Below are 25664 nucleotides of genomic sequence, written 5' to 3' on the forward strand. Positions count from 1 at the left end.
AGTATTAATTGTAATACCACGTGCTTTTTCTTCAGGTGCTGAGTCGATTTGTGAGTAATCTTTCGCTTCACCGCCGTAAGTTTTTGCACAAATTGTTGCAATCGCAGCAGTTAAAGTTGTTTTACCATGGTCAACGTGACCGATTGTGCCCACGTTTACGTGTGGCTTATTACGTTCAAACTTAGCCTTAGCCATGTTTATAGTCCTCGTTTACGTCGAACACAATTCTGAGCAAAAACTCAGCATCGACATATCGCCTAAAAAATCAAACACCCAATACTTGAAAAGCAGACTAATAAGCCTGCTTTTTAAATCTTTGTAGAAAATCTACTAAACTGTATCTGGAGCTCTTATCGAGATTTGAACTCGAGACCTCTCCCTTACCAAGGGAGTGCTCTACCACTGAGCTATAAGAGCGATTATCCTTCGATGGAGCGGGAGACGAGGATCGAACTCGCGACATGCAGCTTGGAAGGCTGCCGCTCTACCAACTGAGCTACTCCCGCACTGTGTTGGTATATACCACTTCAATCGAAGTTAATGGTGGTGAGAGAAGGATTCGAACCTTCGAAACTTTCGTAGCGGAGTTACAGTCCGCCCCCTTTGACCGCTCGGGAATCTCACCATATCACACTTATTTCAGTGTTGTTCTTTACTTCACAACTACACACCTTTAAGATGGTGCCGGCACACGGATTCGAACTGTGGACCTACTGATTACAAGTCAGTTGCTCTACCAACTGAGCTATGCCGGCTCTTCTTAGTGTTTCGTACGTTTCGTATCGGAACGGTGTGCAGTTTAGCAAAACTTCCAAACGATGCAAGCGGTTTTTTTAAAAAAACCGCTAAAAACTCATAAAATCAATCCGTTTGATGATAATTCAACCGCTTTGATCACTGCGCGAGCTTTTATTTGCGTTTCATTCCATTCAGATTCAGGATTTGAGTCCGCAACTAGGCCTGCTCCAGCCTGCACATAGACCCTTTTATCTCGAATAACACAAGTACGGATTGCAATCGACATATCCATTTCGCCGTGCCATCCTAAATATCCCACTGCCCCACCAAATACACCTCTTTTCACAGGCTCAACTTCATCAATAATTTCCATTGCACGAATTTTTGGTGCACCCGATAAAGTACCTGCCGGGAAAGTTGCTTTAAATACATCTAGCGCATCGATATCATCACGAACTTCACCTTGTACATTTGACACAATGTGCATGACATGCGAATAGCGCTCAATCACCATTTGATCCGTTACTTGGACCTTACCAATTTTAGAAACTCGTCCAACGTCATTTCGACCAAGGTCAATCAACATTAAGTGTTCCGCAATTTCTTTCTCATCAGAAAGTAAGTCTTTTTCTAAAGCAAGATCTTCTTCTTTAGTTTTTCCACGTGGTCTGGTACCTGCAAGAGGACGCACTGTAGCAATGCCATTTTCCAAACGAGAAAGAATTTCTGGCGATGACCCTACAATATGGAATGGCTTTTTATCAGTAATCGTTTGCCCTTGTACCAAGAATAAATAAGGCGATGGATTCAAATGACGTAAAGCACGATAAACCTGTAAAGCCTCTCCATCGAAATCAGAAACCATACGCTGCCCCGGAACAACCTGCATCACATCACCAGCACGTATATATTCTTTAACTTTTTCGACTGTTTCTAAGAATTTCGCTTTTCCAGTAATTGACTCAAAATGTGGAGGTGTATGTGGCTTAGCTTGCAGACTTACTGGTGTAGCTAACAATTGCTCTAATTGATCTAATTTTTGCTGAGCGTCTTCATAAGCATTACTCTGCTCTGTATCCGCATGAACAATTAAAAATAAAGTATCTTTAAGGTTATCAAAGACAATGACTGTCTTGGATAGCATTAACCATAAATCTGGCAATGTAATTGGGTCAGCTGTAGGAACATTCTTTAAACGTGGCTCAATATAACGGACTGCATCATAGCCTAAATAACCTACTAATCCGCCCGTAAAACTCGGTAAGTTTGGTAAGAGCTCAGCAGATGGCACTTTAAATTGCTTCTGAAATTCACGAATATACTGAAATGGGTCTTGGCAATCTTCTTGTGTAATTGAGCCATCAGCATGTTGTATAGACAGAACACCTGCATTACATGAGAAAACCGTCGACTCCCCCAAACCAATCATAGAATAGCGCGCCCAATTTTCGCCACCTTCGACTGACTCAAATAAATAAGCTTGTGTGTGGTCTTTAAAACGAGCAAAAACAGATAAAGGAGTTTCTGTGTCTGCTAAGCGTTGGCGATAGACTGGAATCGTGTTGTAACCAGCAGCCTTTAGTTGCTCGAATTGCGCTAATGTTGTCATGAATTTTCTCTAATATGGTTTCGATTTAAAAGTGTGTTTTTCTAGATTCGGTTTAGACACGCCATCGAAAAACCATACGCTTATTCATTCTGATCTCCATTTCATTCATTAGATAATTAACTCAGCAAGACTATCAACAACTTGCTGAGGTTGGCAATCATAGATATTTTCTCCATGATTATAGCCATAGCTAACTACAATACAATCAATTCCAGCACGACGTGCAGCCTCAATATCATTACTTGAATCGCCAATCATTAACGATTGTGAAGCAGATATTTTTAGGGTTTGCATGCAATGCAATAATGGCAATGGATGAGGCTTTCTCTCAGGTAAGCTATCTCCACCAAGTACAACTTGGAAATATGGGGAAAGCTGTAAAGCATCAAGCAACCCTTGGGCAAGTTGCAGAGGCTTATTAGTAACGCATGCCATTTGTATGTCCAAGGTTTTACAGTGTTTTAAAAACTCGGTTACGCCAGGGTAGATTTGAGTATTTACACAGAGTTCTACACCATATATATCAATAAATTTCTGCAATAAGACTTTATGTTGTTCAGAATCTAATTTTCCAAAAATATGAAGCAGAACACTTTCACAGAGCTTAGATACTCCTTTACCAACCCATTCTCGAATTTGTTTTTCTGTTACTAAAGGCCATTCTAGTTCTCGCAAACTTAGGTTCATTGATCGATATAAATCAGCAGCGGAATCAACTAACGTTCCATCTAAATCAAATAAAATTAAATTACGTTTATTTAGTTGTGCAACAGACATCTTATTCTACTCAAAATTAAAAAGGCATGCGTTCATGCATGCCTTGATTGTAAAAGCAGCAACGAATTATTTAAAGAATAACCATGCTAATACAGCTAAAATTACTAAAATAATAATACTGATTAAACCAACTGAGGCATTCTTCTGTTGCTCTTTTTCCTGAGCAACACGAGAAACTGGCTCATCAAAAGCGATAGGCTTTTCTTGTGGGGCATTGATATCTACACCCTCTGGAATAGGTGCAGGTTTTGGAATAGAAATATTCTGAGGCATACCGTCACGGCGAACCTCTACTTCTGTAGCACGCTCAGCAAGACTCGGCATTCCTTGATCGCTTAAATCTGGAGATGATGTCGTATTTACTGGTTCAGCTTCAATTTCAGGCAAGTCCATGATTTTCTGTGCAGGCGCTAACACAGAAAATTTAAAACTGGCAAACTGAACAATATCACCATCATGTAGCTGCTTTTCTTGTTCAATACGAATATCGTTTACAAATGTGCCATTCGATGAATTAAGGTCTTGTACCCATAGCGATTGATCTTTTAAAAGCAATGCAGCATGGCGACGCGAAATTTCAGCAGCCTGTAATAACAAATCAGCATCTTGATGACGCCCTACCAACATATCGCGATCAACACTAATTTCTTGGCCAGTAATTTCACCAGTAATTGCTTGTAGTTTCCAAGTCATGCGTATGTCCTATTCATTTTTTATCAATCATAACATGCTACTACTGTGCTGTGCTTGGGCGCAGTGTCGTTGTTGTTACTGTATTTTTAGTACGATTCACTTCAGGATCAGGTAACTGTAAAGTTTGTTTTTGCACTGCTGGCTCTACCGCTACAGGTGTAGTTACCGTCGAGGTTTTTCCACCTGAAGGAACCTGTTGATAGTTTTTTGGCTGAGAGGCAATACTTGGAGCAGTCATCTTTTGATTATAGACGTCATCAACCTGTTCAGGCAGTTTTGCAAAATTACCATTTTTGTCCATAGCCAATTGCAAGCTATAAAGCTGGTTATAGCGCTGCTGAGACAAACGGCGCACATCATTTGCATCACCCACAATTGTTGGATGGATAAAAACAAGAAGATTACGCTTCACATTGCTTCTATTGTCCGAACGGAACAATCGCCCAACATAAGGAATACTACTTAACCCAGGTATCCCCTGTCTTGAAAGCGACGTGTCATCTGACACCAAACCACCAAGTACTACCGTCTGTCCGTGTTCAGCCAAAACAGCAGTTTTAATGGCACGTTTACTTGTCACCAAATCAGCTGCTTGCCCTCGATTATCTTGAACAGCAGAGACTTCTTGTTCTACTTCTAGACGAACTGTACCACCTTCACCAATATGTGGAATGACTTTTAATGTCACACCGACATCCTTTCGCTCTACAGTTGTATATGGATTGATACCTGTACTATTGGTAGTAACCGAGCCTGTTACAAATGGAACGTTCTGACCTACAACAATATAAGCCTCTTCATTATCCATCGTCACAATGGATGGTGTTGAAAGCAAGTTTGATTTGGTATTCGTTTTAAGCGCTTGAATTAATGCACCATAAGCCTTACGGGAATTCTCAAAGTTACCCAGAGCCAAGGTTGCCCCATTACCTTTATTAGCACCGCTAGCGATAGCTGATGCAGCTCCAGCTGAACCACCCGATAAATAACCAGCAGCAATAGAAGATAAACTAGCCCCCACATTACTAAAGCTTAGTAAACCAATCCCACTAGATAAGTCACCAAGCGCCCATTGAATACCAAGTTGATCTGCATCATCTCCTGATACTTCGATAATTGCAGCTTCAATCAGAACTTGCTGACGGCGAACATCAAGCTGCTGAATAGCAGATTCAATTTCACGCATTAATTGAGGATCTGCCTTAACCACTAACGAGTTTTGGGCATTATCCGCAATAATACTCACACCATTTTGGCTAAAGCTAGAGATACTATTCTGATTATTATTGTTCGAATTACCGTTTAAATTAATAGATGGTGTAGAAATTGAGCTACCATTTGAACCAGAGGTATTTGAACTAGAATTCTGATTATTACCAATCAAATTATTGATAGGATTCGATGAATTAGAAGAACTGTTATTACCATTTGACGAAGAAACGGCCTGTCCTGTCACAAGACCTTGTAAAATTTCAGATAAATTTTTTGCACTTGCATATTTCAAGCGAAAAACTTTTAAACCACCTAAACGGTCGGCCGATGGCACATCCAACATTTCAATCATGTGGCGAATGCGTTTACGCGTTCCTGGATCGCCCTTTACTAAAATACGATTGGTTCGGTTATCTGCAATAATACGGATACGTGCACCATTAAAGTCTTTAGATGCTCCTGTAGCACTCATCTCCTCAAGTTGAGTAATGATTTCTTCCGCTTGGCTCGACTGAAGGCTTATCGCCTCAATATCATTTTGACCAGTACCATCTAAATTACGAATAATATTTTCAAGTTGATAAATATTTGCGGCACGGTCCGAAACAATTAGTGCATTGGTTCCTGCAATCGCGGCCATATGCGCAAACTGCGGCATTAAAGGACGAAGTGCTGGAATTAAATCATTAGGATTAGTATTTTCAAGCCAAATGACTCGGGTAACGATCTGATCACCACGAACCTTATTCCGAGAGTCGTAAGGAATTCCCGAGTTTTTAACATTGCTATCCGGAACCAGCTTAATGGTATTTCCCGAAGGAATTGCCACCACTCCATTTACATTTAAAACCCCAAGAAATAGGTCGTAAACTTCATTTTTATTGAGTGGTTTATTCGATATTACTGTGACGTTACCACGTACTCGTGGATCTACTGCAAAGTTTTTACCCGTAATGTCTGCCACTTCATTAATAAATGCAGTTAAGTCGGCATCACGTAAATTGATCTTCCATGTTTGGGCATAGACGCTGCTGCTCACTGTCGCAATCAATGGGGCTGCTGCAAGTAATGCCCAAAGTGGACGTTGATGATTCAATAAAGCCATAACTTGCGATAATTCCTAACTCTTATGGTGACGTGTTATCACTAAAAATTTTGTTGTATGGTCATCACTTGATCACCACGTTTTATTTCTATTTTCACTTGCCCAGCTCGACGAGCTTGCTCAAGTAACTGCACATCCGTTTGCCCCTGCCCAACCGTTTGACCGTTTAAAGAAACAATCCGATCACCTGGCCTTAAACCTAACTTATTTCGAAGCGCAGTGGGTGTACGTTCTGTAACTTCAAAACCCTCACCGGAGTTCCCACTAACACCCATGTCACGCAGATATTGTTCACGGTTACCTTGCATTTGCTGAATGGCCTGTCCTAACGCCTCTTGAGCCGTATTAACTGGTGCCGATGATTGAGGCGTAATAGCAGGTGGCTGCGAGGCATCTGGTGTCATAGGCTGATATAAACCGTTTGGCAAACCTTTAAACTGAAGTTCACGAGTACTACCATTACCTTGACGCAATATCACATGGTCCCAATAAACTTCCGCCAACTGATAAGATGTAGAACCTATCGTTTCTCCGACCCGATATCGGTCGGCAGTATTATCAAGCTTAATAACAGCAGACGAAAAATGGTTCGGATACCCCAGCATTACACCTTGTAATTCTAGGTTGATATTTTCCTGAGCTGCATTGGCTGAAGGTTCATTAAAAAGCGAAAAAGTACTAATGTTAGGAATTTGTGGTTGCTGCGATCCTAACTCGACCCGATCAAATTGCATCATTTGAGGAGGGGCAATTACCCACCAAAATAATGAAGCCAATTTCCAGCACAGCCATAGAATTAAAACGGCAAATATAACCACACTTAACCGATCTAATTTTTGCCACTGTAATTGCTGTAATTTCTCAATCCATACTTTCATTAGTTACCCCCTTGTATTAAGGGTTGACGAGAACTAATGACAAACGTATCTAAACCAGCTTTTCCATCATAAGATGGGATATTAAGTAATAACCTTTGGGTGAGCTGTACATCAAGCATCATGTTGGCATCTAATAAAAGATTCGCCATTTTTTGACTGCGTTGATCACGTATATCAACTTGCAATTGCCCATTCTGATCCGTTAATTGCCCATTTAAAGAAGGCATATTCATACGGTCTTGGCGATCACCGATATTATAAATTAAAGCACCGCCGCCCCAATGTAATTGACCATCAACTGCTGCGAACCCCTGCTCTTTCTTATAATTAAACTCAATATCTTTCAGTTGAATGCTGTTCGCAGGCCATTGCCAATTTACAACTTGTTTTAATGTTTCAGGCGCAACTTGACCGTTCATAGCCTTTACAATTACTTTTTTCCCCACACCATAGCCCATTACCCCAGCTAGTTGGGTATTTCCGCTATGGATATCTACATCAGCAGCGAACCTTAATAAAAACAGGTCAAGAGGTCTAGTTTTCCAATGAATCGAACCTCTCAAAGTACCACGCCGCCAATCTGCTTGGCCTTGCCAGATATTTCCACTTACATTGTGTAGAGTTTGATTATTCTTTGAAAATTTAGAAATAAGCCACGTCGCCGGAATCTGTAAAATAATAAAAATTAAAAATGCAATGAGGGCAAAAAACCACCACTTCCATTGCTTAGACTTTTTCTTCATTCAGCCTTACCAACATGCAAATTATCGTCCTTATTTTGAGAGTAGCTCCCTAGTCTGACATTATGCATACTTTTTCAACATCGCCAATTCACTTCATATAAAAAAACCAAGCAATCAGGCTTGGCGTCTCGCTAAAGACTATAAGTTGAACGTATGACAAAATCATGAAAACTTAAGACTCAACAAACTAAATGCATATTTGATCTCAATAATTCATTTAAAGAAGAATTTAAACACTCATTTTTTAAATAATATTTATAGAAAAAATTTGAGATATTTTTATCAATAAAAAAGCCAAGCAAATTTGCTTGGCTTTTAAATGGGCAATTCGATTAGATTAAGAAATCTTCAAGTTTTGCACCTTTTTCAATTTCAGCAACTAACCAGCGTGGTTGTTTACCACGACCAGTCCAAGTTTCTTCAGCATTGTTTTTGTTACGGTAACGAGGTTCAACAGATTTACGTGTTGTTTTCTTACGTTTTTGAGCACCAAACTCGAGAAGTTGTTCAACACTAAAACCAACATTTTCAGCAATCTCGATAATTTGATTATAAGCATCTTCGATTGCTTGATCTTTCTTACTTGCAATTAAAGCTTCTGCTTCTTCTTGTAAGCGTTTTAACTCTTCAACAGATAATTCACTGATATCCGGCTTCATTAATAAATACTCCAGTCTTACTGACAATTCAAAATAATACAGACAAAATTTAAAAACATAAAATCAAGACCAATATTATTTATAATCTATTCAATAAGCAATAGTTTGATCGCATTGTTTATCAGAATAATCCAAAAAATTACTTTTTAATTACATTATCAATTATAAATGAAATATATCTTATTAATATTTATTTAAGATAGATGTATTAAGTCATGCCCAACTGATTTTTCTAGCTCAATAATTTTTTGTTTTATTTCCTGCGGTATTTCACATTTTCGTTCTGTTAATTTATCTACGCATACCATAACAGCTTCACCAGTAGCCACAATTTGCTGTTGGGTTTCACTCCACAATATATAAGCCATACGGAATGCACTATTACGAAGCTCTTCCACACGAACTCCTACTTTCAATACATCTGGATAAAAAACAGGCTTTAAATACTTACACTGACTCGAAGCTACAACGGTATATAAATGTGGAGTTAATATATTGATTGCTTCCATATATAAAATACGTGAGCTTTCAATATATCGATAATACTGTACATTATTGACATGACCAAAAGCGTCCATATCTCCCCACGCTACTTTCTGTTCATATATTATCGGATAGACAGACAGTTCTTTCATTTTTACCTCATATTTTAAACTTTAAAAAATTTGCATCATTTTCAAAGATTAGGTTTAACTGTTTGATTAACACGTCATCTTCTTTAAGCGTAGACTTAATGCGTAAATAGCTCATTAAAATATTATCTGGATATAATGATAATAATGTTTCAGCTTCTGTTTGACGTCCAGTTGCCATATAGACATGCCATTTTGCAAAGGTTAAAACTGGCAAATTCATATATTGATTTTCAAATTGAATAATTTTTTCTTCAACATCGGCATAGTCTGGAACTTGTTTAAGCAATTGTTGCTGAAACCATAGATAAAATACTTCTGGGTCAAATTGCTCTTTTAATAAGTGGAGTGTTAGCGCCGCATGTTGCATGCTCATATCTGGCATGCGTGCTAATAGTTTTAGCCATAACAACTTACTGCTATAAGGTCGAGTTTGAATTTCAGACTCTAAATCTAAATAACGTTGCTGCAAGGCATGTAAGTCATCAATAGAGGCTTGGTCAAATTGCTGAAGAAGCTGCTGTAACCATAAATCACGGTGTTCTGCATCTAGCAAACCGTATTTCATGGAACGCAAATACACCCATGGATGTTGCAGCGCTAATTGCCCCCATAAAGCCGTTAATCTTTGCTGGTAAGCAGTTTCTATTTCTTGTAACCACGGTGATAACTGGTGTTGATATAAAAATTCGAGATGAGTTAATGCACGATCGGCTTCATTTTCGGCTAAAAAGATTTCAATTCGTTGTAACTCTGCCAATTCAAATGCCATCGGTGGTGATTGATCGAGAGCAGCTAATGCTTTTGGATAGTCCCCACTTAAAACCAGAAACTTGGCATCGATAATATTTTTTAAAAGCCCTGATTGAGTAAAAACACGTTCAATAAATACACGTTGATCTTCGGCCGCTTCTAATAACCAAACAATACCTAATTGTTCATAGGGATGAAGGTTTTTAAACTGGAAGATGTTTTCACTTTTTCTTTGTTCACGAGATGAATAACGTTTAATCCAGAGCCATACGAGTTGAGCAATAAAACTCATCACTACAAAAGTAAGAGTTAATCCCCAGACATTTGTTTGCAGCTGCAATTGTCGCCAGTAAATATAGACATACCCCATTCCATAGCCATAACTAAATAAAGCTAAGGCTGCAAAGAGTATTAAGCTGATTACGAAATAAACCCACAGGAGGTGTTTCATATATCCTCCTTATGAGCCGATTAGCCCAAGTGTAGAGAGTTTAGGAACAGGCACGATAGATAAATGTGCCACTTTAGCAATACGTTTTTTTAACTGCTGACTGGTTGCATCAGGCATTTCATCTAACTTTTGCATCACAGATTGCAACTCATTTTGATACTCAGTCATTTTTCCTTGATTGAGTGCCTGTTCGGCAATTAACAATCTTAATTGCACTTCTTTAAGCACCACGCTTCGACTCATTAAATTAATAGACGGCGTTTCTACCTTTTCTATACGGAACCACTTTTTCCACCAAGACACAGTCTCGGATTGATCCATTTCAAGTTTTGGCTGGGCTAAGGCTTGTTGAATATTCTTATCAATGTTCTGTAATAAATCATCGATTAATTGATGGCGTTGATTTTGAGCCAAAGTAAACTGTTGAACTGCCTGTTTATCCTGCTCGAGCGATTGATTCAAGCTATGCTGCAATGCAGGAGCAATTTCATAGTGTACGAGCGATTGCTCTAACTGATTTAATTGATCAACTGCATAAATCAACTGCTGCTGATCAATCGCAAATTGAATTAAATCCAACTTTTGTTTAATTAAAACTGTAGGTGCAATACCTGTCGGTGGAGCATCTGGTTGAACGACTGAACTCGCTTTATTCCCTGTACTTACGGGTTGATTCTGCAACTGTCGCTGTAAAGCAACCAATTGATCATTTAAATTGGCATAGTGCTGTTCTGATTGCAGCAGACTTTGTTTAAGCTCGGGAACAGTACGAGAAATTTGCCACATATCGTAACTGAGCTTAGCCAACCAAGCTATGCCCAGTAAAATGATGATAGAAACAAGTTTTCTCATACGAATCCTTATAATGCCTGAATGTGATGAATCATCCCCGAAGGCGATAAATTTTCAAGTTGAATAATGTGAAAATGAGTCTGTTGCTGATCGCGATACTCTTTAACAATTTGAAAAAGACGAGGTCCTAAAACCAGATATACACCATCAGGTTGTACATTATTTTTTGAACAAAGCTCTAACCAATATTTCCAGCTCGCTTCACTGGTAATTAAGACGAGCCATTTATTTAAATTATAATTTGAATTCTGTGTCAGATGTTTGAATGTAGAATATGAAACTTCTGGGCACTGCCGATGATATAGAACAAAATTTAAAATCTGAATTCCTTGTTGTTGCAAGGTCTCCATCATAAATTGGCGGCCGCCTTCCCCTCTCCAAAAAGCCACACTACCCGTCTGTTGCATATTGTGCAGAATAGGTAGGTTCAACATCCCCTCAGAAGTTTCAACATCTGGGATATGTGCTTCTATTCCATATTCGTTTAGACAATTGGCTGTTGCTTGCCCTACCGCAATCCATTGAATATGTTTTAAGTCGCTAATTTTTAAACCACTTTTTACTAAATACTCCATACCCAATTCAACAGCAGTTGGGCTGACGACAACAATAGCTTGCGCCTTAATTAATTGTTGGTAAAGCTGAAGTAAGTGTTCAGAAAAGGGTTTTGCAACGAGCTCTAAAAGGGGTAAAGACTCAACCTGATAACCTTCATTCTGCAAAGCTTCTGTTAATTCAGCTGCACGCGAATCAGGTCGAGTATTAATAAACAGCATGGTTTAGTAGAGGGCCTTTAATAGCTCGCCAGCACCTTGATCAAGTAAGTTTCGAGCAAGGTTTTCACCCAATTGATGAGCATTGCTGGCTTCATCTGTCAGTTCAGCACGTAATAATGTTTGGCCATCAGGGCTTCCAACACGACCTTCGATATGGATTTGACCATTTTGCAGTGTGGCATAACCTGCAATTGGGACCTGACAACCACCTTCAAGATAGGCATTAAATGCACGTTCAGCACGTACACAAACATCTGTTTCTTCGTGTAATAAAGGTTGAATTAAAGCCAATACATCTTGGTCAGCTGCACGGCACTCTAAACCCAATGCACCTTGCCCCACAGCAGGCAAACTAACATCTGGTGTTAAACAATGACGAATACGTTCTGACAAACCTAAACGCTTCAAACCGGCACTAGCTAGAATAATTGCATCGTATTGACCGTCATCTAGCTTCGCTAACCGTGTACCAACATTTCCACGCAAGTCAATAATTTGCAAATCAGGACGTTGTTTTAATATTTGAGATTTACGACGTAAGCTTGATGTACCGACTTTTGCACCTTGTGGTAAATCAGCGAATTTTTCAAACTGATTTGAAACAAAAGCATCTAACGGATCTTCACGCTCACAAATCACTGCTAAAGTTAAACCCTCTGGCAAAGCCATTGGTACATCTTTCATTGAATGTACAGCTAAGTCCGCACGCCCATCTAAAAGTGCTGCTTCTAACTCTTTAACGAACAGCCCTTTACCCCCAATTTTTGCTAAAGGCGTATCTAAAATTTTATCGCCCTGCGTGACAAACTTAACCAATTCCACCGTTAAATCAGGGTGAAGCTCCTGTAAACGGGCACGAATATGTTCTGCCTGCCAAAGAGCAAGTGGGCTTTGTCGTGTAGCAATTTTCAAGGTTTTCATAAATTCAAGCATGGGCTGGTCAAACAATACACCCTAAACTTAACTTGATCCCTTAAAATTGCAAGTAAAATCTCGCAAGTCCCAGATAACTCTTTTAAATTTAAAGCTGATGAATTCGCTCTCTAAGCGTAGATAAATGCCGACGGCTCACCGAAAGTCTTTCATCAAGACCACGTAATCTAACCTGATATTGCCCCGAACTGACTAGCTCCAACCCATCTAAATATGCGACTGCAACCAACGCATTTCGATGAATACGAATAAACTGATCTGCGAATTCGGTTTCAAGCTCTTTCAATGTTTCATCTATTAATACACTGCCATTTTTATGTCTCACAGTGACATATTTCTGATCTGCTAAAAAGTAATAGATATTTTCAACAGGGATCAGCTCAACACCACGATAGGTTTTTGCAGCAATTTGATGACGCTGTGTTTTTAAATCTTGTAAAAGCTCAGAATTCGGTAATGCATTGAGCTGTGCTTGAGTAAGTTGGGTTAGCTGGTTTAAAGCTTGCTCAAGTTCAACCGGATCAATCGGTTTAAGAAGATAAGCTTGAGCCTGAGCTTTAAAAGCTTCTAATGCATGCTGATCGTAGGCGGTACAAAATACAATCGCAGGTCGAGGATTGAGTTGACTTAACTGTTCTGCACAGACAAGCCCATTCATACCTGGCATTTGAATATCAAGTAAGATTACATCCGGTTGATGAAGCCGTGCCTGTTCCAAGGCCTCCTGTCCATGATGAGCCGTTGATACAACCTCATGTCCCATCTTTGAAACTAAACGTGACAAACGCTCCACTGCAAGTGGTTCATCATCACAAATTAGCACCTTCATTCATCCTCCTTGTCACCGTTAACTTGGTCCATTTTTTTATGGTTAACTCTGACTGACTTATTATTTTGTTTGATATTGATAGCTCATAATAGTGGTATATAAAGCTTCACCTTTATAAACCTGAAATCTAACGGTGTTCCCATAATACGCTTTCAGGCGCTGCTTAACATTTTCAAGAGCGATTCCATGCCCTTTCCGTGAATTTATTGTATCGTCTGTATATGGGTTGGTAATGACTATACTGACCTGATTTTGCAATATTTCAACCAATACCCCTATGGTTGCTTTGCCCATCATTGGTTCTACCCCATGAAAAATACTATTCTCTAACAAAGGTTGTAATGTCAATAAAGGAATAGTGATCTGTTTTAATTGCACAGATGAAAGCTCGATCTTCCAGTCTATTTTTAAACGTTCTCCCAAACGAACCTGTTCAATCATTAAATATTGTTTACTCAGCTCGATTTCTTCATGCAGACTCACCAATTTTAATTCTTGGAAACTTGCTCGAAATAAACGCGACAAACTAATGAGCATACTTTCTGCTTTATCTGGATCTATCGCAATTAAACTCACCACATTATTTAAACTATTAAATAAGAAGTGAGGATGAATTCGTGCTTGCATGGCCTGAATACGGGCATTTAATTCGGCATATTGCTGATGCAACCATTGTTCCCTGACATATAAATAACGTAAACAGAAAGCCCCGAGTAATATTCCATAGCTTAGATATAAAGGTACATTGGTAAAATAAACACTCCAGCCCTGCGTTAAAGAAGCATGTTTATTTAAAAGACCAAACTGAAAAAAATTACTGATTAAACTGGTCAAAACAACAATACTTTGCAGCATGACAAAACCAATAGTTAAAGCAAATTCTTGACGCAAGCTGCTAAAAAAACCTTGAAAGCGTTCAACCAATGCAAAAAAGGACAATATTACCCAATTAATAAAAACGATGTATTGAAAAAGCCTTCCCCCGCTTAAGGCTTGCCAAGACTGCGCTTCAGCCAATGCCAGAACCAGTGCCAAAACATTACTTGCGATAATTAATTCGAATAAGTGTTGCCAACGCCCACTTTTCGTAAAAAAATAGGAGGAATTTTGATTTCGGTATGCTGTAGGAAACAACTTTGTTTGTTGAGCTTCGGCAAGTGATATACTCTTTTTTATTTTACTGAGCCACCATGACCACATCTTCAAATCCCCCTAATTCAGTAACCCCAGACCAAACCTCAGGTATGTGGGGTGGTCGTTTTTCTGAAGCGACGGACGCTTTTGTAGCCGAATTTACCGCCTCTGTTCAGTTTGACCAACGTTTTTATAAACAAGACATCGCTGGTTCGATTGCGCATGCTACCATGCTTGCGAAAGTTGGCGTACTCACAGAAGCAGAACGCGATGACATTATTGAAGGTTTAAGCACCATTCGCTCAGAAATTGAGGCTGGAAACTTTGAGTGGCGCATCGATCTTGAAGATGTTCACATGAACATTGAATCACGTTTGACTCAACGTATTGGCATTACAGGTAAAAAATTACATACAGGTCGTAGCCGTAACGATCAGGTTGCAACTGATATTCGTCTTTACCTGCGCGACGAAATTGATGATATTTTAAAATTATTAGAACGTTTACAAAAAGGCTTGTTAAGCTTGGCTGCCAAAAATGTAAATACGATTATGCCGGGCTTTACACACCTACAAACCGCTCAACCAGTAACTTTTGGTCATCACTTGTTAGCGTGGTTTGAAATGTTGGTACGTGACACTGAACGTCTCCAAGACTGCCGTAAACGTGTTAACCGTATGCCACTTGGTTCAGCTGCTCTTGCTGGTACCACTTATCCGATTGACCGTGCTTATACAGCAGAACTTTTAGGTTTTGAAGCTGTATCTGAAAACTCTCTTGATGCTGTATCTGACCGTGACTTTGCCATCGAATTTAATGCTGCTGCTGCGCTTATCATGATGCATTTATCACGTATGTCAGAAGAGCTCATTCTTTGGACTTCTGCGCAGTTCAAATTTGTGAATATTCCTGACCGCTTCTGTACTGGTTCTTCAATCATGCCACAGAAGAAGAATCCGGATGTTCCAGAACTTATTCGTGGTAAATCTGGCCGTGTATTTGGTGACTTAATTAGCTTACTTACGCTCATGAAAGGTCAACCCTTGGCATATAACAAAGACAACCAAGAAGACAAAGAACCATTATTTGATGCAATCGATACGGTTCGTGGTTCACTCATGGCATTTGCAGACATGATTCCTGCATTGATTCCAAATATTGAAATCATGCGTGAAGCTGCACTTCGTGGATTCTCAACTGCAACTGACCTTGCTGACTACTTAGTGAAAAAAGGCGTTGCGTTCCGTGATGCGCATGAAATTGTGGGTAAAGCAGTCGCATTAGGTGTTGCAGAAGAAAAAGATTTATCTGAACTCACACTTGAGCAATTACAGCAATTCTCTGACTTAATTACAGCAGATGTGTTTGATAAAGCTTTAACACTTGAAGCTTCTGTAAATGCTCGTGATCATATTGGTGGAACTTCTCCAAAACAGGTTGAAGCTGCAATTGCGCGTGCCCACGCACGTTTAGAACAGTTATACGCTTAAGGATAAAACATGAGTCGCCAAGTATTTTGCCGTAAATATCAAAAGGAAATGGAAGGTTTAGACTTCGCTCCTTTCCCAGGTGCTAAAGGCCAAGATTTTTTTGAAAATGTTTCTAAACAAGCATGGCAAGAATGGTTACAGCATCAAACTACGCTCATTAATGAAAAGCGTTTAAACGTGTTTGAACCAGAAGCTAAAAAGTTTCTGGAAGAACAACGTGAGAAATTCTTCAATAATGATGAAAGTGTAGAAAAAGCTGAAGGCTGGAAACCAGAATAATCGATTTGTTTTAGCTTAATCATCATTAAAAAGGCGGGTCTATATACATAGATCCGCCTTTTTTTACGTGAAACTTACACAAACATAAAAAGCCTTACATAGAGCGCACAGGACTCTACATGACATCAAAAAGCGAAGAACTTAATATCACTTTATAGCAAGAAGAACACGATCCCTGTCGTGTTTATGCACTTGATTTTCTGTCCTGAACTTCCCCCCAAAGTTCGGGACATTTTTTTATCTATTATTTTTAAAAATAAAAAGGCCTTGCTTCAAACAAGGCCTTTAAATATTTCAGCTCAAGATTACTTTTCGTGGACTTTGGCTTCAATTTCTTCAATTTTGGTATGACGAGCATCAAAGCCTTTTGCCATATAAATGACTTGCTCAGCAATGTTACGCGCATGATCGCCAATACGCTCTAATGAACGTAAAACCCACATGACATTAATCACACGAGCAATATGGCGCGGGTCTTCAATCATATAGGTCATTAATGTACGTGTTGCTGATTGATATTCACGGTCGATGTCAGCATCAGCTAAAAGTACACGTAAAGCTTGATCTGCATCTAAACGTGCAAAAGCGTCAAGTGCATCATGAATCATGACACGAACTTGGTTACCAATATGACGTGTTTCCATGTAGCCACGCGGTGACCCGCCCTCTTCACACAGGTTTTGTGCAATACGGGCAATTTTTGCAGCTTCATCACCAATACGCTCAAGGTCAGTATTGGCTTTGCTCATGGCAATAACCATACGCAAGTCAATCGCTGCCGGATGACGACGCGCCAAAATCAACGTTAAGCCTTCATCAATATCACGTTCATATTGATTGACTGCATTATCTTTAAATTGAACATCAATCGCTAAATTTGCGTCAGTATCAAGTAAAGAATGAATTGCATTTGCAACCTGCTGTTCGACCAAGCCACCCATGGTCATAAACTTTGTGTTTACATCTTGCAAATCTTCATTAAATTGAGAAGAAATATGATGGCTTAACACCGGATTACTCGGACTCAAGGGAAGCCTCCAACATGATGGCGCGGGAATAAAATGATTGAGCATTAAAACACAGCAATCATTAAGTTTTTATGACAAAATTAAATTTCAGATAAAAGCATTTAATTACTGATAAGTTAACCAGCTATTAAGCTCAACCAGATCCTTTTCACCTAACTGGCCTACCGCAGCTTTTAAACGAAGCACATTCAATAAATAGTCATACTGAGCATTAAGATAATCCTGTTTTGCAGAAAAAGCATTACGCTGCGCCAATAAAACATCAACCATACTTTTTAAGCCTTCGTTATAGCTCGCTTTCGAGGCTTGAGAAACTAAAGAAGATGAATCCATTGCAGCTTTTCTTGCTTCGAGCTTGGCTTGGTCTGTATCGACCTGCATAAATGCACTTTTTACATCGACATTGGCACGGCGGATGGCTGCATCAAGTTGAGCCTGAGCTTTACTGACTTCTACAGTCGCTTTTTTAATGGATGTTCGGGTCCTTCCACCATTAAATAGATTCCAGTTCATTTCTACCCCGACCTGATCAAATTTTCCGTCAGTTGAAATGAGTGTCTCTGGTGTTTGTTTGGTATAGCCATAGCTTGCTACAGCATCTATTTGAGGATAAAGCGCTGCCTTTTCGACACGGCGCTGATCTTCACTATATTGTTGCTGTAAGCGGGCTTGCTGGATCTTTAAGTTTTTTTGCTGCGCCAAAGAAAGCCAGTCATTAAGTTCTGCTGGATAAGGCTTTTGAAAACTAAAATCACTTCGCAGTACAGCAAGTTTATCTTGATAAGAACCAATATATTCAGAAAGCTGCTCTTGGGCTAAAAGTAATTGAACATTGGTTGAAATACGATTGGCTCTCGCATTTTGATATTGAGCATTTGCTTCACTCACATCACTACGCGCCACCAAACCTTCTTTGAGTTTGGCATTCATCATATTAAGCTGCTCAAGCAAAGCTTTTTCTTCTTGTAGGTATGCAACACTCAATGCCTGCTGACGCAGTACATTAAAATAGGCTTCTGCTACATTTAAAACATGATCTTGTTTTTGCAGTCTTAAGGTAATTTCACTTAAGGCAACCGAAGTTTTAACTTGCTTATAACCTTCCCAAGCATCCATTCGAAATAATGGCTGACGCGCTGTTAAGGTCGCTTGCCGAGTCGTTGAGGTATTACTCACCAAAGCATCAGAAAGACCTTCTTGATCAACACCTGGAAAGTTTGAACGCTTTACAGTTTGCCGATTACGGGTAATATTTCCAGACAATGTGACAGTGGGTAATAATGCCCCCGTTGCTAAGCCTAAGTTCAGTTGATCTGCTTCATATTGTTGTTGATTGGCTTGCCACGTCGGGTCATTTTGTTTTGCGCGCTCATAAGCTTCAACCAAATCTAGAGCAAAACTCGAAGATGCAAAACTCCAAAGGCCAACAGCGACCATTAATTTTATTTTCATTGTTCAAATCAACGATAAAACTTGCCTTTAAGACTAAGAAAAATTCAAATCAAACTCAAGTTAGTAAAAGTTTTAGTTCTTTATATATTTCTTAGGTTTTAGCGATAGCAATCATGCAATCTTTTTCCGAGTTATAATTTGAGCAATATTAATTTCTATAAAAGTACAATGATGAAAAAAGTTCTAATAATGAGTATGTGCAGTGCACTACTTTTAGCTGGATGTAATAAAACATCAGAGCAAGATCAAACTGTATCTAAAGAGCAAAAACCAACTGAGCAAAAGACCACTCAAAAACAAGACAGTAGCTGCTTACAAATTATGGTAGCTATGCACACGATTAATCAAAACAGCAAAATAGAAGACTTAAATCAAATTAATGAAAAGCTTAAAACCTGTGTTCCCTCTTTAAAAAATCATGAGCAGCTTAAGCTGATTGATGCATCAACTGCCATGTATCAACGTTTTCTAAAACAAGACTACACTGAAAAAACAGGTAGAGCTTTTGAAGCATTTGGCTATGCCGTTTTAGAACACAAACAAGATCTTAAAAAGGTCATCCAAACTCAAAAAAAACTCTTCGCCCAACTGAGCCCGCGTGATCAATATTTACTTCAACATGAAGGCCAAGCCTACATTGAACTCCTTTATCAAGGCGAAGGCATGTTTACCTATCGACGCCAGCCAAGCTATTTAGTTGACGTTTTTTCTAAGTCCTTACCCGCGGACCAAAAAGAGTTTTTAACTCGTATGGCGAAAGACAATCAAGATATTTTTTATAACGATGGTGCTTTGGCTATTTCATGGAAAGAGCTCACTGAACGCGCATTATTTTGGGAAAATTTTATTCAGAAATATCCAAAGAGCCACTTTATTAATGATGCAAAACTACTGTTTAATGAATATCGCTATTTTATTTTCTTTGGCTTAGACAATACACCCGTGTCAGATGAATATGCGCCGAACACATGGTTTGATAAAGATGCTCTTCAACAAATTCGGTTTCTCTCTACACAAAATGAGTCGAGTTTAGCCAAACCTGCTCAACTGTTTCTTAAGTTTATTGCCACGCCTATCGATGAGCGTAATAAGCAATTTAAAATAGATTTAACTGATAAAAATGGTGATAAAAAATCAAATTATCAGATGACTCATGAACAACTTGAGCAGCTCTTAAAATTTGATTCGCCATGGAACACGGAAGTCTATCGTGACTGCCATATGGATGCGGTTTGTATAGATACAAATTGACAATGCCAGCCAACCTAAAACATGTTAGTCTGTAAATCGCTTGACGGAGCGCGAGTAATAGCTCGCTGAGATTGTGTAAATTCCGTGTTATCGCAACATAAGTTTGATCACAAGTACCGTTGAACCTGATCAGGTTAAGACCTGCGTAGGAATCAAGCCATCTGAAAACTTAAAGCCTTAAATTTATCTCATAAAGATAAATCCGCCATCGTTTTTGGTCGTGCTTGATTCGTTGATGTTATTCATAAGGATCATGTGATGAACCAGTTAACGAATCTCTCTTCTGCTGAAATTTCAGCACAACATGAACAAGATGCAAAAGATTTAACCCGCATCTTACCCGCTTCTAAAAAAGTTTATATTGAGGGTTCTCGCCCTGACATTCAGGTTCCAATGCGAGAAATTTCTTTAACCGACACCCCTACTGGTCTTGGCGGTGAACATAACCCTCCTGTTATGGTATATGACACTTCAGGTGTTTATACCGACCCAAATGTTCAAATTGATTTAGACAAAGGTTTACCTTCAGTTCGCCAAAACTGGATTGAAGAGCGTAACGATACTGACGTACTTTCTGGTTTAACTTCAAAGTTTGGTCAAGAACGTTTAAAAGACATTCGTACCGCTGATATTCGTTTTGCCCATATTCAAAATCCGCGCCGTGCCAAAGCAGGCAAAAATGTCACTCAAATGCACTATGCCAAGCAAGGTATTATCACACCTGAAATGGAATATATTGCAATTCGTGAAAATCAACGCCAGCGTGAAGGTGTTGATATGCGTCAACATGCTGGACAAAATTTCGGTGCAAAAAACTTAAAAGAAATTACACCTGAATTTGTTCGCCAAGAAGTTGCTGAAGGTCGTGCGATCATTCCTGCAAACATTAATCACCCAGAACTTGAACCAATGATTATTGGTCGTAACTTCTTGGTTAAAATTAATGCCAATATTGGTAACTCAGCGCTTGGCTCTTCAATTGATGAAGAAGTTGCAAAAATGACTTGGGCAACCCGTTGGGGTGCCGACACCATTATGGACTTGTCGACAGGTAAAAATATCCATGAAACACGTGAATGGATTATTCGTAACTCACCTGTTCCAATCGGTACTGTACCTATTTATCAAGCGCTTGAAAAAGTTGATGGTGTTGCAGAAGATCTGACTTGGGAAATCTTCAAAGACACACTAATTGAACAAGCCGAGCAAGGTGTTGACTACTTCACAATTCACGCAGGTGTATTACTTCGCTATGTACCACTTACAGCAAACCGTTTAACAGGTATTGTATCTCGTGGTGGTTCAATCATGGCGCAGTGGTGTCTAGCACATCATGAAGAAAACTTCTTATACACACATTTCGATGAAATCTGTGAAATCATGAAGGCTTATGACGTTTCATTTAGCTTAGGTGATGGCTTACGTCCAGGCTGTATTCAAGATGCGAATGATGAAGCACAGTTCAGCGAACTTAAAACATTAGGTGAACTGACTCACCGTGCATGGGAACATGATGTTCAGGTCATGATTGAAGGCCCTGGTCACGTACCAATGCACATGATTAAAGAAAACATGGACCTTCAGCTAGAAGTGTGTAAAGAAGCGCCATTCTATACACTTGGACCATTAACAACAGATATCGCTCCAGGTTATGACCACATTACATCTGCAATTGGTGCAGCCATGATTGGTTGGTACGGCACAGCAATGCTTTGCTATGTCACACCAAAAGAGCATTTGGGTCTACCAAACAAAAAAGATGTTAAAGACGGGATTATTACCTACAAGCTTGCAGCACATGCCGCTGACCTTGCGAAAGGTCATCCGGGTGCACAGGTACGTGATAATGCCTTATCAAAAGCACGTTTTGAATTCCGTTGGGATGATCAGTTCAACTTAAGTTTAGACCCTGACACAGCGCGTAGTATGCACGATGAAACCTTACCAAAAGAGGCTCATAAATCTGCACACTTCTGCTCAATGTGTGGTCCAAAATTCTGTTCAATGAAAATCACTCAGAATGTACGTGACTATGCCAACAACCTCACCAATAACGATTCAGAGGTTGAAGAAGGCCTCAAAGCGATGAAAGAGGTTTATCAGGAACAAGGCCAAAAACTGTATCATAAAGTGTAAATATTCAAAAAAAACACTTGCCTAGCCCTGATTCTCGGTTAGGATGAAATAAATAGATTTCGTCCTGACCGAATCATGAGTATTGTTGAACGTCCAAGTTATACATCTAAAGATGTCGAAGTAACATCACGTGAATCTCTATTCCGTGGTTTTATTCAAGTTGAAAAAGTCAGCCTTCGACATCGTCTATTTAATCAATCTGAATATACTCATGTATTGCAGCGTGAACTCGTTCATCGGCCTGAAGCAGCTGGTGTACTACTCTACAACGATCAAAAACAACAATTTGCACTGATTGAACAGTTCCGTGTTGGGGCTTTAGACGACTCTCAATCCCCATGGCAGCTGGAAATAATTGCAGGCGTGTTAGATGGTGATGAATCGCCAGAAAGTTGTATTCGACGAGAGAGCCTTGAAGAATCAGGTTGCGAAGTTCAAGATTTAGAGCATCTATTTAGCTTTTACCCGTCAGCTGGTGCTTGCTCAGAGTTATTTCATCTCTATGTTGCTGAAACTGAATTACCCGCTGAAGGGGGTGTATTTGGCGTAGATGATGAGGGGGAAAATATTCAATTACACTTATTTAATTATAGTGAAATCCAGACTCTACTCGACAGCGGACGTTTAAGAAATGCTCCTGTCATTATGGCATTACAATGGCTGGCCCAACACAGCAAAACGATAATAAATCCGAAGAGGTAGGACGGTGACTTTTCAAGTCTCAACACTTTCACAAAAAGACCATGTCATTATACAAATTACCGATACCCACCTATTGGAGTATCCGCATTTAGAATTTGTGGGTATGAATCCTGAAGAAAGCTTTCATGCGATTATTCAACAGATAATTAATAAACATCCTGAAATTGATGCAATTATCCATACTGGGGACCTAGCTCAGGCACCAACGCCTATTACCTACAAACGTTATATTCAATATATGCAAACGCTTGGTCTGCCCTTTTTTCAGACCTTAGGTAATCATGACAATGTTGACCATTTTCCATTGCATAAAGAGAATCATCAGGAACCTGTAGTTATTTGCTTAGGGAACTGGCGGGTTATTTTATTAAATAGTGCGGTAAAAGGTCATATTGATGGACATCTATCAGCAGAACAGCTAGAGAACTTAACGAATTTACTTGAAGAGTATGCAGATAACCCGATTTTGCTGGCTTGTCATCACCATCCTTTTGCCATGAAGTCAAAATGGATTGATCATCACAAGTTACAAAATTCTAATGCCTTACTTACTACCTTGGCTCCATTTAAAAATGTAAAAGCTTTAGTCTGCGGGCATGTTCATCAGGACTCAATAAACACTTGGCAAGGGATCGAATTTTTCTCTACACCCTCGACAAGTGTGCAGTTTAAACCCTTTAGCAATGATTTTGCTTTAGATCAAAATGCTCCCGGCTACCGTTACATTCGTCTAAAAAACGATGGTAGTTTTGAAACCGAAGTCTTCCGTCTTGAAAATTTTCAAGGCCATATAAACACTGATATTTCAGGCTATTAGCCCTATTTCTTATATGCTTATATATAATTATGACTGGGGTAAACACGTTTTGAAAATATTTACGGGTCGGAATGACTATCATCTTGCAGGAAAAATCTATATGATGACGACCCGATGGGAAAATCCCATCGATGGTTTTCTATAAAAACACTTGCATATCACCATATTTTTTGCGTATAGATAATACGTGTATGATGAGGAATGCCCTATTATGGCGAATGACAACCACAACCAAGTTTTGGATGAACATACAGAAGTTGTAGTGGAAGGTGACAAAGCTTCTGCAAAACGTGCACGTAAAGTGAAACCTAAAACTTCTGACATAGGCACAACTGCAAGTTTATTTGGTATTGCACCTTATCAACCTAAGAAAAATGAAGAGTACATGTCTGAAGGACAGCTCGAGCATTTCCGACAAATTCTGCAAGCATGGAAAGCTGAATTAATGTCTGAAGTTGATCGTACTTTAAATACGATGCAAGACGAATCAACTGCACTGCCAGATGTAAACGACCGTGCTACCCAAGAAGAAGAATTTGCAATTGAATTACGTACACGTGACCGTGAACGTAAGTTAATTCGTAAAATCGAACAATCTATGGAAGCTATTAAGAATGAAGACTACGGTTTCTGTGAAACTTGTGGTATTGAAATCGGGTTACGTCGTTTAGAAGCACGTCCAACTGCAACCTTATGTATTGATTGCAAAACTTTGGCAGAAATCAAAGAGAAGCAAAATAACGGTTAATTGTGACTGTTGACAATTCTCCAGCCGAGCACAACTCGGCTCTTGCACAGCAGTTAAATCGTCTGACAGAAAAGCATAGCTTTTCTCTTGCGCAGCGGCGGAACAATGTTCCGCTTAATCGCTGCTCATACTCAGGTCGGTTTGCGCCATCGCCAACCGGCCCTTTGCATTTTGGATCACTCATTACTGCTGTTGCCAGCTATTGCGATGCAAAAGCCCATCAAGGCAAATGGCTCGTTCGTGTCGAAGATACAGATATTCCCCGTATTTATCCCGGCAGTGAAGAGCATATTCTCACATCACTGGAAGCCTTCCAGTTCGAACCCGATGCAGAGATCATCTTTCAAAAAAATCGTTTAGATATTTATGAAAGCGTATTAGACCAACTCAAAAAAGAAGGTCTTATCTATGCATGTCAATGTACCCGCAAAAAGCTTGGTTCAAATGCAATCTATGCAGGTACTTGCCGCGATCTCAATCTTGATTTTCAAGGTCAAGCGATTCGGGTAAAAGTTCAAGATCAGCAGATCTGTTTTGATGACCGATTACAAGGACATCATTGCTCCAATCTACAACACGATCTTGGAGATTTTGTTCTTAAGCGCCGTGATGGGATTATTAACTATCAACTTGCGGTCGTCGTGGATGATTATTTACAAGGTATTACCCATGTCGTTCGAGGTGCAGACTTATTAGATAACACTGAACGTCAGATCTGGTTAAGCCAGCTTCTAGGTTATCCTCAACTAAGCTATATGCACCTTCCCCTTGCCATGAATGATCAAGGGCAAAAGCTCTCTAAACAAAATCTAGCTCAAGCACTCGATTTATCAAAAGCTCCTGAATTACTTCAAAAAGCGATACTCGCCTTGGGACAACCCAACGTTGATTTAGATCAACCTAGACTGATGCTCAAACAAGCTGTAGCACAGTGGAATGTTAATTTGATTCCCCATGGGCAAGAGCTCAGCGGAACATATCTATAAA

The 25664-nt window shown here is 39.4% G+C and carries 25 protein-coding genes, 4 tRNA genes and 1 riboswitch; of the genes, 8 read left to right on the forward strand and 21 right to left on the reverse strand.

Annotated features, from left to right (window positions below):
• From MKX14_RS16960 to MKX14_RS17050, 19 genes are all read right to left on the reverse strand, one after another.
• Window positions 1-195 (reverse strand): GTP-binding protein (locus tag MKX14_RS16960; RefSeq protein WP_001029593.1); only part of this gene is annotated, 195 nt, incomplete at its 3' end.
• A 147-nt stretch (window positions 196-342) separates the two neighbouring features.
• Window positions 343-417 (reverse strand) — tRNA-Thr (locus MKX14_RS16965).
• A 13-nt stretch (window positions 418-430) separates the two neighbouring features.
• Window positions 431-506: transfer RNA gene (locus tag MKX14_RS16970), tRNA-Gly, on the reverse strand.
• Window positions 507-541: 35 nt separating this feature from the next.
• Window positions 542-625, reverse strand: a tRNA-Tyr gene (locus MKX14_RS16975).
• A gap of 54 nt (window positions 626-679) precedes the next feature.
• A tRNA-Thr gene (locus MKX14_RS16980) sits at window positions 680-755 on the reverse strand.
• Between the two features lie 98 nt (window positions 756-853).
• Entirely contained in the window at window positions 854-2347 is a 1494-nt protein-coding gene (gene trpE, locus MKX14_RS16985; protein ID WP_046812206.1) for an anthranilate synthase component I, read from the reverse strand.
• Window positions 2348-2455: 108 nt separating this feature from the next.
• Window positions 2456-3124, reverse strand: coding sequence for a phosphoglycolate phosphatase (gene gph, locus MKX14_RS16990; RefSeq protein WP_240283058.1), 669 nt, complete (start codon window positions 3122-3124; stop codon window positions 2456-2458).
• A gap of 66 nt (window positions 3125-3190) precedes the next feature.
• Window positions 3191-3817 carry an FHA domain-containing protein gene (locus MKX14_RS16995; protein ID WP_046812208.1) on the reverse strand — a complete coding sequence of 209 codons (627 nt, stop codon included), beginning with the start codon at window positions 3815-3817 and terminating at the stop codon, window positions 3191-3193.
• Window positions 3818-3857: 40 nt separating this feature from the next.
• Complete coding sequence (gspD, locus tag MKX14_RS17000; protein ID WP_240283059.1) at window positions 3858-6134, reverse strand: type II secretion system secretin GspD; 2277 nt, start codon at window positions 6132-6134, stop codon at window positions 3858-3860.
• A gap of 41 nt (window positions 6135-6175) precedes the next feature.
• Window positions 6176-7012 (reverse strand): type II secretion system protein N, encoded by an 837-nt coding sequence (locus MKX14_RS17005; RefSeq protein ID WP_046812210.1) that lies wholly within the window; start codon window positions 7010-7012, stop codon window positions 6176-6178.
• Window positions 7012-7755 carry a type II secretion system protein N gene (gene gspN, locus MKX14_RS17010; RefSeq protein ID WP_046812211.1) on the reverse strand — a complete coding sequence of 248 codons (744 nt, stop codon included), beginning with the start codon at window positions 7753-7755 and terminating at the stop codon, window positions 7012-7014. Before gspN ends, MKX14_RS17005 begins: the two co-directional genes overlap by 1 nt.
• A 332-nt stretch (window positions 7756-8087) precedes the next feature.
• A complete protein-coding gene (gene hvrA, locus MKX14_RS17015) occupies window positions 8088-8414 on the reverse strand; it encodes an H-NS family nucleoid-associated regulatory protein (protein ID WP_000801427.1) in 327 nt (108 codons plus the stop codon).
• Window positions 8415-8608: 194 nt separating this feature from the next.
• On the reverse strand, window positions 8609-9049 hold the full coding sequence (locus tag MKX14_RS17020; protein WP_032052774.1) for an acyl-CoA thioesterase: 441 nt from the start codon (window positions 9047-9049) through the stop codon (window positions 8609-8611).
• Between the two features lie 7 nt (window positions 9050-9056).
• Window positions 9057-10250, reverse strand: a complete 1194-nt coding sequence (locus tag MKX14_RS17025) for a heme biosynthesis protein HemY (protein WP_206224500.1) — start codon at window positions 10248-10250, stop codon at window positions 9057-9059.
• A 9-nt stretch (window positions 10251-10259) separates the two neighbouring features.
• Window positions 10260-11102 (reverse strand): hypothetical protein, encoded by an 843-nt coding sequence (locus MKX14_RS17030; protein ID WP_240283060.1) that lies wholly within the window; start codon window positions 11100-11102, stop codon window positions 10260-10262.
• An 8-nt stretch (window positions 11103-11110) separates the two neighbouring features.
• Window positions 11111-11878, reverse strand: coding sequence for a uroporphyrinogen-III synthase (hemD, locus tag MKX14_RS17035; RefSeq protein WP_108008893.1), 768 nt, complete (start codon window positions 11876-11878; stop codon window positions 11111-11113).
• Window positions 11879-11881: 3 nt separating this feature from the next.
• Complete coding sequence (hemC, locus tag MKX14_RS17040; protein WP_240283061.1) at window positions 11882-12799, reverse strand: hydroxymethylbilane synthase; 918 nt, start codon at window positions 12797-12799, stop codon at window positions 11882-11884.
• Between the two features lie 100 nt (window positions 12800-12899).
• Window positions 12900-13640, reverse strand: coding sequence for a LytR/AlgR family response regulator transcription factor (gene algR, locus MKX14_RS17045; protein WP_240283062.1), 741 nt, complete (start codon window positions 13638-13640; stop codon window positions 12900-12902).
• Window positions 13641-13700: 60 nt separating this feature from the next.
• Window positions 13701-14840: a sensor histidine kinase gene (locus MKX14_RS17050; RefSeq protein ID WP_240283063.1), complete on the reverse strand. Its 1140-nt coding sequence runs from the start codon at window positions 14838-14840 to the stop codon at window positions 13701-13703.
• On the opposite strand from MKX14_RS17050, the gene argH reads away from it, so the two are divergent.
• A complete protein-coding gene (argH, locus tag MKX14_RS17055; protein ID WP_240283064.1) occupies window positions 14831-16264 on the forward strand; it encodes an argininosuccinate lyase in 1434 nt (477 codons plus the stop codon). The two genes, MKX14_RS17050 and argH, sit on opposite strands and share 10 nt — an antisense overlap.
• Window positions 16265-16273: 9 nt before the next feature.
• Window positions 16274-16543 (forward strand): oxidative damage protection protein, encoded by a 270-nt coding sequence (locus MKX14_RS17060; RefSeq protein WP_000089995.1) that lies wholly within the window; start codon window positions 16274-16276, stop codon window positions 16541-16543.
• Between the two features lie 305 nt (window positions 16544-16848).
• Here the strand turns inward: MKX14_RS17060 and phoU are convergent, their stop codons facing one another.
• Together phoU and MKX14_RS17070 are read right to left on the reverse strand one after the other, a co-directional pair.
• A complete protein-coding gene (phoU, locus tag MKX14_RS17065) occupies window positions 16849-17571 on the reverse strand; it encodes a phosphate signaling complex protein PhoU (protein ID WP_000075183.1) in 723 nt (240 codons plus the stop codon).
• 105 nt (window positions 17572-17676) lie between these two features.
• Window positions 17677-19008 (reverse strand): TolC family outer membrane protein, encoded by a 1332-nt coding sequence (locus tag MKX14_RS17070; RefSeq protein WP_108008901.1) that lies wholly within the window; start codon window positions 19006-19008, stop codon window positions 17677-17679.
• A gap of 183 nt (window positions 19009-19191) precedes the next feature.
• Here MKX14_RS17070 and MKX14_RS17080 point away from each other — a divergent pair, with 183 nt between their 5' ends.
• The 6 genes from MKX14_RS17080 to gluQRS all read left to right on the forward strand — a co-directional run bounded on the left by MKX14_RS17080 (window position 19192) and on the right by gluQRS (window position 25663).
• Entirely contained in the window at window positions 19192-20274 is a 1083-nt protein-coding gene (locus tag MKX14_RS17080; protein ID WP_240283065.1) for a hypothetical protein, read from the forward strand.
• Window positions 20275-20308: 34 nt separating this feature from the next.
• Window positions 20309-20443, forward strand: a riboswitch (TPP riboswitch).
• Window positions 20444-20532: 89 nt separating this feature from the next.
• On the forward strand, window positions 20533-22410 hold the full coding sequence (gene thiC / locus MKX14_RS17085) for a phosphomethylpyrimidine synthase ThiC (protein ID WP_002121180.1): 1878 nt from the start codon (window positions 20533-20535) through the stop codon (window positions 22408-22410).
• A gap of 75 nt (window positions 22411-22485) precedes the next feature.
• Window positions 22486-23112, forward strand: a complete 627-nt coding sequence (gene aspP / locus MKX14_RS17090; protein ID WP_014208182.1) for an NUDIX domain-containing protein — start codon at window positions 22486-22488, stop codon at window positions 23110-23112.
• 4 nt (window positions 23113-23116) lie between these two features.
• Window positions 23117-23929 (forward strand): 3',5'-cyclic-AMP phosphodiesterase, encoded by an 813-nt coding sequence (gene cpdA / locus MKX14_RS17095; RefSeq protein WP_046812221.1) that lies wholly within the window; start codon window positions 23117-23119, stop codon window positions 23927-23929.
• Between the two features lie 211 nt (window positions 23930-24140).
• Window positions 24141-24677, forward strand: a complete 537-nt coding sequence (gene dksA / locus MKX14_RS17100; protein ID WP_002121205.1) for an RNA polymerase-binding protein DksA — start codon at window positions 24141-24143, stop codon at window positions 24675-24677.
• A 2-nt stretch (window positions 24678-24679) separates the two neighbouring features.
• Window positions 24680-25663, forward strand: coding sequence for a tRNA glutamyl-Q(34) synthetase GluQRS (gluQRS, locus tag MKX14_RS17105; RefSeq protein ID WP_240283066.1), 984 nt, complete (start codon window positions 24680-24682; stop codon window positions 25661-25663).
• Window position 25664 lies beyond the last annotated feature (1 nt).

This window comes from Acinetobacter pittii (genome assembly GCF_022449185.1).
Lineage (GTDB): Bacteria > Pseudomonadota > Gammaproteobacteria > Pseudomonadales > Moraxellaceae > Acinetobacter > Acinetobacter pittii_I.

Coding starts and splice junctions, on each gene's coding strand:
- trpE (WP_046812206.1), bottom strand. CDS start 2,347: ATGACAACATTAGCGCAATTCGAGCAACTAAAGGCTGCTGGTTACAAC.
- gph (WP_240283058.1), bottom strand. CDS start 3,124: ATGTCTGTTGCACAACTAAATAAACGTAATTTAATTTTATTTGATTTA.
- MKX14_RS16995 (WP_046812208.1), bottom strand. CDS start 3,817: ATGACTTGGAAACTACAAGCAATTACTGGTGAAATTACTGGCCAAGAA.
- gspD (WP_240283059.1), bottom strand. CDS start 6,134: ATGGCTTTATTGAATCATCAACGTCCACTTTGGGCATTACTTGCAGCA.
- MKX14_RS17005 (WP_046812210.1), bottom strand. CDS start 7,012: ATGAAAGTATGGATTGAGAAATTACAGCAATTACAGTGGCAAAAATTA.
- gspN (WP_046812211.1), bottom strand. CDS start 7,755: ATGAAGAAAAAGTCTAAGCAATGGAAGTGGTGGTTTTTTGCCCTCATT.
- hvrA (WP_000801427.1), bottom strand. CDS start 8,414: ATGAAGCCGGATATCAGTGAATTATCTGTTGAAGAGTTAAAACGCTTA.
- MKX14_RS17020 (WP_032052774.1), bottom strand. CDS start 9,049: ATGAAAGAACTGTCTGTCTATCCGATAATATATGAACAGAAAGTAGCG.
- MKX14_RS17025 (WP_206224500.1), bottom strand. CDS start 10,250: ATGAAACACCTCCTGTGGGTTTATTTCGTAATCAGCTTAATACTCTTT.
- MKX14_RS17030 (WP_240283060.1), bottom strand. CDS start 11,102: ATGAGAAAACTTGTTTCTATCATCATTTTACTGGGCATAGCTTGGTTG.
- hemD (WP_108008893.1), bottom strand. CDS start 11,878: ATGCTGTTTATTAATACTCGACCTGATTCGCGTGCAGCTGAATTAACA.
- hemC (WP_240283061.1), bottom strand. CDS start 12,799: ATGAAAACCTTGAAAATTGCTACACGACAAAGCCCACTTGCTCTTTGG.
- algR (WP_240283062.1), bottom strand. CDS start 13,640: ATGAAGGTGCTAATTTGTGATGATGAACCACTTGCAGTGGAGCGTTTG.
- argH (WP_240283064.1), top strand. CDS start 14,831: ATGACCACATCTTCAAATCCCCCTAATTCAGTAACCCCAGACCAAACC.
- MKX14_RS17050 (WP_240283063.1), bottom strand. CDS start 14,840: ATGTGGTCATGGTGGCTCAGTAAAATAAAAAAGAGTATATCACTTGCC.
- MKX14_RS17060 (WP_000089995.1), top strand. CDS start 16,274: ATGAGTCGCCAAGTATTTTGCCGTAAATATCAAAAGGAAATGGAAGGT.
- MKX14_RS17070 (WP_108008901.1), bottom strand. CDS start 19,008: ATGGTCGCTGTTGGCCTTTGGAGTTTTGCATCTTCGAGTTTTGCTCTA.
- MKX14_RS17080 (WP_240283065.1), top strand. CDS start 19,192: ATGATGAAAAAAGTTCTAATAATGAGTATGTGCAGTGCACTACTTTTA.
- thiC (WP_002121180.1), top strand. CDS start 20,533: ATGAACCAGTTAACGAATCTCTCTTCTGCTGAAATTTCAGCACAACAT.
- aspP (WP_014208182.1), top strand. CDS start 22,486: ATGAGTATTGTTGAACGTCCAAGTTATACATCTAAAGATGTCGAAGTA.
- dksA (WP_002121205.1), top strand. CDS start 24,141: ATGGCGAATGACAACCACAACCAAGTTTTGGATGAACATACAGAAGTT.